At 68.3% G+C, this 4,864-nt stretch carries 4 protein-coding genes; all 4 read left to right on the forward strand.

Going from position 1 to position 4,864, the window contains the following annotated elements:
• A partial coding sequence (locus WDC87_RS21650) for a hypothetical protein (RefSeq protein WP_336331328.1) occupies positions 1-202 on the forward strand: 202 nt, incomplete at its 5' end.
• A gap of 608 nt (positions 203-810) precedes the next feature.
• Positions 811-1,956 carry a lytic murein transglycosylase B gene (gene mltB / locus WDC87_RS21655; RefSeq protein ID WP_061479687.1) on the forward strand — a complete coding sequence of 382 codons (1,146 nt, stop codon included), beginning with the start codon at positions 811-813 and terminating at the stop codon, positions 1,954-1,956.
• Complete coding sequence (locus WDC87_RS21660) at positions 1,953-3,224, forward strand: septal ring lytic transglycosylase RlpA family protein (RefSeq protein ID WP_053498246.1); 1,272 nt, start codon at positions 1,953-1,955, stop codon at positions 3,222-3,224. The genes mltB and WDC87_RS21660 overlap by 4 nt, the downstream gene beginning before the upstream one ends.
• A 100-nt stretch (positions 3,225-3,324) precedes the next feature.
• Positions 3,325-4,545 (forward strand): D-alanyl-D-alanine carboxypeptidase family protein, encoded by a 1,221-nt coding sequence (locus tag WDC87_RS21665; RefSeq protein ID WP_061479685.1) that lies wholly within the window; start codon positions 3,325-3,327, stop codon positions 4,543-4,545.
• The last annotated feature ends 319 nt before the right edge of the window (positions 4,546-4,864 follow it).

Raw genomic sequence — 4,864 nt, forward strand, 5'->3', positions numbered from 1 at the left:
CGATCACCTGCTTCACCGCCTCTGCCCGGAACTCATCCGTGTACTGCTTGCTGTTGCCCATAAACACCTCGGTCATTGCCATCAATTATGGCAACCGGATGTCTACGAAAGGCTGGCCGGTCCACTCCAAGAGCGAATCAGATTGAAATTGAAGGGGCTAAGCCCGGTAAAGTACCGGGAACAGGCCCAAGCAGCCGCCTGACCCCACCGTCCAAGTCTCGGGGGTCACTTCATGGATGGGTTCACGGCGTCCCCGCACTGCCCACCCACCCGGCCAGCTCCCAGCAATCCGGCTTTCTGCGACCACCCAGACACCACCCACGAGGGGGCTGCGCAGTTGGCCGGAGACTTCCTGGCGCTGCGCAATGCCCGTTGTGGAAGCGTTCTCACAACAATGCGACGCAACACGCTCTCCGACCAAAGTCCGCGAAAAACGTTAGCTGGTTCACATTTTTACACCGCGTTGATCTTGATCAATGGACTTGTCGTAATCGGCCTGCACAATGGCGGCCCGTTCGGTACGGCGCGCCGTCAATCGATGCAGCGCGAGGGGGCGTCGGGCGGGAGCAGTACTGATCCAACGGGTACAGGGAGCGCGGGGAACTGCCACTGGGGAGCGGCAGCCGCGCAGGTACCGACCGGATCCGGTCGCCGGTTGCGTCTGCGGGGATGGGGACGCAACCGGCCACCTCTATCTGAATGGGGAAGCTCGATCACGACGTCTTCACATTTCCCGCTAAACGCGGGCAAATCGTTGTGATTCATGGTGTTAGGGGTTTTAATTCATCCATGACCTGCTAACCTGCGACGATGATTCGACGCACTCTGGCCTGCATGCTCACCCTCGGCCTGGTCGCCTGCGCGACCCAGCCGAAGTCCCCACCGTCTCCGCCCCAGGCCAGCAGTACGCCGCGCCAGCCCGCCACCAAGGCCCACGGCCCGGCCGAGGCCGCGCCCGAAGCGGCCGCTGCTACAGCGCCGCCGGTCGATCTCACCCCGGTGCCGTTCGAGGTCGCACGGGCCCGCTTTGTTGCCGATACGGCCAAGCGCTATGGCCTGAAGCCAGAGCAGATCAGCAGCGTGCTCGACCAGGCGCAGGTGCGCCAGCCGATCATCGCCGCCATGTCGCGCCCGGCCGAACGGGTCAAACCGTGGAACGAATACCGGCCGATGTTCATCAGCAAGGCACGCATCGATGGCGGCCGTGCGTTCCTGGCCCAGCATCGTGCCGAACTGGATCGCGTGCAGCAGCGCACCGGCGTGCCGGCCGAAGTGATCGTGGCGATCATCGGCGTGGAGACCAGTTACGGGAAAAATGCCGGCAACCACCGCGTGCTCGATGCGCTGTACACGCTGGCGTTCTACTACCCGCGCAGTGGCGACCCGGCCAAGCTGGAACGCGAAGTGCGTCGCGAGCTGTTCTTCCGCGATGAGCTGGCCAAGCTGTTCGAGCTGGGCCGTGAGGAAAAGCTGGACATCACCACGCTCAAGGGCAGCTATGCCGGTGCGATGGGCATGGGCCAGTTCATGCCGTCCAGCTATCTCGATTACGCCGTGGACGGTAATGGCGATGGCCGTCGCGACCTGTTCACCAGCTACGACGATGTGTTCTCGTCCATCGCCAATTATTTCGTGAAGAAGGGCGGCTGGGTCCGTGGTGGCCAGGTGGCCGTACCGGCCACGCTGGCGCCGGGGCGCGAGGAGTTCAACCCGACCGAATGGATGCCGACCTGGTCGCTGGCCGACCTGGCGCAGCGCGGCTACCAGCCCAGCGCTGCGGTGCAGCCGGGCGCCACCGCAACGCCGATCACGCTTGAGGGCAGCACCGGCAAGCAGTACTGGCTGGGCTTCCAGAATTACTACGCGATCACCCGCTACAACCTCTCGAAGATGTACGCGATGGCCGTGTTCCAGTTGTCCCAGGCCATCGCCGGACAGGAGCTGCCCCCGGCATGAACATCAGATGGCTGGTCCCGAGCTTGATCGTCCTCGCGCTCGCTGCCTGCAGCAGTGCGCCGAAGAAGCCGGCCACGGCCGGCCACGGTGGCAAGCCCAGCGGCACGGTGGTGCAGGGTCGCGGCTCGCGCCCGGCGCATTGCCCGGAGGGCTCGCCCTATGCCGCGGCCAAGGAAGACCCGAACACGCGCGGCAACTACACCGCCGGGGGGCTGTACAAGCCCGGCGTGCGTGACAGCACCCCGGACTACATTCCCAACGTCGCCTGCATTCCCGAGCCGGAAGTGACCGCCGAAGAGCGTTCGGCCATCGGCAACAAGTCGCCGTACGTGGTGCTGGGCAAGTCGTACAAGGTGCTCGACGACACCCGCAACTATGTCGAGCGCGGTACGGCCTCGTACTACGGCGCCAAGTTCCACGGCCGCCTGACCTCCAACCGCGAGGTCTACGACATGTACCAGTTCACCGCCGCGCACAAGACGCTGCCGCTGCCCAGCTTCGCCCGCGTCACCAACCTGGACAACGGCGAGTCGGTGATCGTGCGCGTCAACGACCGTGGCCCGTTCCATGATGGCCGCGTGGTCGACCTCAGTTATGCCGCCGCGGTGCGGCTGGGCATCACCCAGCGCGGTACCGGCAACGTGGAAGTGCGTGCGCTGCAACCGGGCGAGAGCAACCTGCTGGCCCAAAAGCCGTCGCGCCGCGAGCGCCGTGCCGCCGAAACGGCTGTCGCGGCGGCCAGTACGCGCCCGGTAACGGCTGCGCGTGCCACCGCCGACAGCGACATTGATCGCCTGGTCAAGCGCCTGCCGGCCGACGCCATGCCTGCGCGTGGCCAGCCGGCCACCACCCAGGGCGTGGCCAGCGCCGTGCCGGACGTGGCGGTCAGCAGCCTGCCGCCGAGCGCACCGCCGGCGCGCAGCGCCCCTGTGGCACCGGTTGCCGTCGCCAGCGCGGCGCCGCGCGCGGTCACGCCGGCGCCGGCGCGTACGACGCCGGCCACACCGACGGCCCCCAGCCTGTCGCAGCAGGTGGTAGGCGCAGTGATGGTGCAGGTCGCCAGCTTCTCCAGCCGCGACAATGCCAACCGCGCAATGGGCCAGCTCAACGCCGCCGGCATCGTTGGCGCGACCATCAGCGACATCGCCGCCGGTGGCCGCACCCTGTTCCGCCTGCGCGTTCCCGCCAGCGACCATGCCAGTGCCGCGGAACTTGTCGGCCGCATTGCCGGTCTGGGCCTGGGTTCGCCGCAGATCGTCAAGGATTGACCCGCCCGGGCCGGTGCTGCCGGCCCATGCTGCCCCGGCCTTACAATGGCCACTACGTTCCACCCTCCATTCCTGGCCGTCCCCTGGAGCCTGCTGTCCAATGAATTTCCGTTCCGCCGCCACCGCCCTGGCCGCCACCCTGGTGGTGGGCCTGGCTTCCGCCCAGACCCCGCTGCCGACCCCGGCCACGCCGGCGCCTGCCGCCGCCGCTGCCGCCCCGGCCACCGTTGCCACCCCGCCGGCGCCGGTGCCGAGCGTATCCAAGGCCTGGGTGCTGATGGACTACGCCACCGGCCAGGTGCTGGCCGGCGAGAACATCCACGAGCAGCTCGCGCCGGCCAGCATCACCAAGGTGATGACGTCCTACGTGGTTGCCGCCGAGGTCAAGAACGGCAAGGTCCGTGCGGATGACCAGGTGATGATGAGCGAGCGCGCCTGGCGCGAAGGCGGCGCCGGCACCGATGGCAGCTACAGCGGCTTCCCGGTCAACCAGACCGCACGCCTGGAAGACATGGAAAAGGGCATGGCGATCCAGTCCGGCAATGACGCCGCGATCGCCCTGGCCGAGCACGTGGCCGGCAGCGAAGAAGCCTTTGCGTCGCTGATGAACAGCTACGCCGCCAAGATCGGCATGAAGAACTCGCACTTCGTCAACGCCCACGGCCTGACTGCCGAAGGCCACCACAGCACCGCCTACGACCTGGCGCTGCTGGGCCGCGCGATGGTGCGTGATTACCCGGAAACCTACGCGTACAACAAGATCAAGGAATTCCAGGTCGGCAACATCAAGCAGCCGAACCGCAACCTGTTGTTGTGGCGCGACGGCAGCGTGGACGGTATCAAGACCGGCCACACCTCCGAAGCCGGTTACTGCCTGATGAGTTCGGCGCAGCGTGGCGACCAGCGCCTGATCGCCGTGGTATTGGGCGGTGCGTCGGAAAAGCAGCGCGCCGATGACAGCCTGGCCCTGCTGAACTGGGGCTTCCGCTTCTTCGAGACCCACCGCCTGTACGAGCCGGGCAAGGCCGTTGCCGAGCACAAGGTCTGGAAGGGCACCACCGACAAGGTGCAGCTGGGCGTGGCCCAGCCGATGCTGGTGAGCGTGCCGCGCGGCCGCTACAACGACCTGAAGCCGAGCATCGATGTGCCCAAGACCCTGGAAGCACCGTTCACCGCCGGCCAGCAGATCGGCACCGTGAAGGTCACCCTGGATGGCAAGGTCGTCGCCGAAGCGCCGCTGGTGGCCGTGGCCGCCGTCGAGCAGGCCGGCTTCTTCAAGCGCCTGTGGGACAGCTTCTGGATGTGGTGGGAATCGGAATGATCCACGCCCCGGCGTGGTGAACGAAAAGGCCGGCCAATGCCGGCCTTTTCTGTTTCGGGATGCCGGTTGCGTGCGGATGCGGGTAGTGGGGGGGGGGGGGGGGGGGGGGGGGGGGGGCGGCCCCCCCCGCCCCCCCCCCCCCCCCCCCCCCCCCCCCCCCCCCCCCCCCCCCCCCCCCCCCCCCCCCCCCCACCCCCCCCCGCCCCCCCCCCCCCCCCCCCCCCCCCCCCCCCCCCCCCCCCCCCCCCCCCCCCCCCCCCCCCCCCCCCCCCCCCCCCCCCCCCCCCCCCCCCCCCCCCCCCCCCCCCCCCCCCCCCCC

This window comes from Stenotrophomonas maltophilia group sp. Smal12 (genome assembly GCF_037079935.1).
Taxonomy (GTDB): domain Bacteria; phylum Pseudomonadota; class Gammaproteobacteria; order Xanthomonadales; family Xanthomonadaceae; genus Stenotrophomonas; species Stenotrophomonas sepilia.

Coding starts and splice junctions, on each gene's coding strand:
- WDC87_RS21665 (WP_061479685.1), top strand. CDS start 3,325: ATGAATTTCCGTTCCGCCGCCACCGCCCTGGCCGCCACCCTGGTGGTG.
- WDC87_RS21660 (WP_053498246.1), top strand. CDS start 1,953: ATGAACATCAGATGGCTGGTCCCGAGCTTGATCGTCCTCGCGCTCGCT.
- mltB (WP_061479687.1), top strand. CDS start 811: ATGATTCGACGCACTCTGGCCTGCATGCTCACCCTCGGCCTGGTCGCC.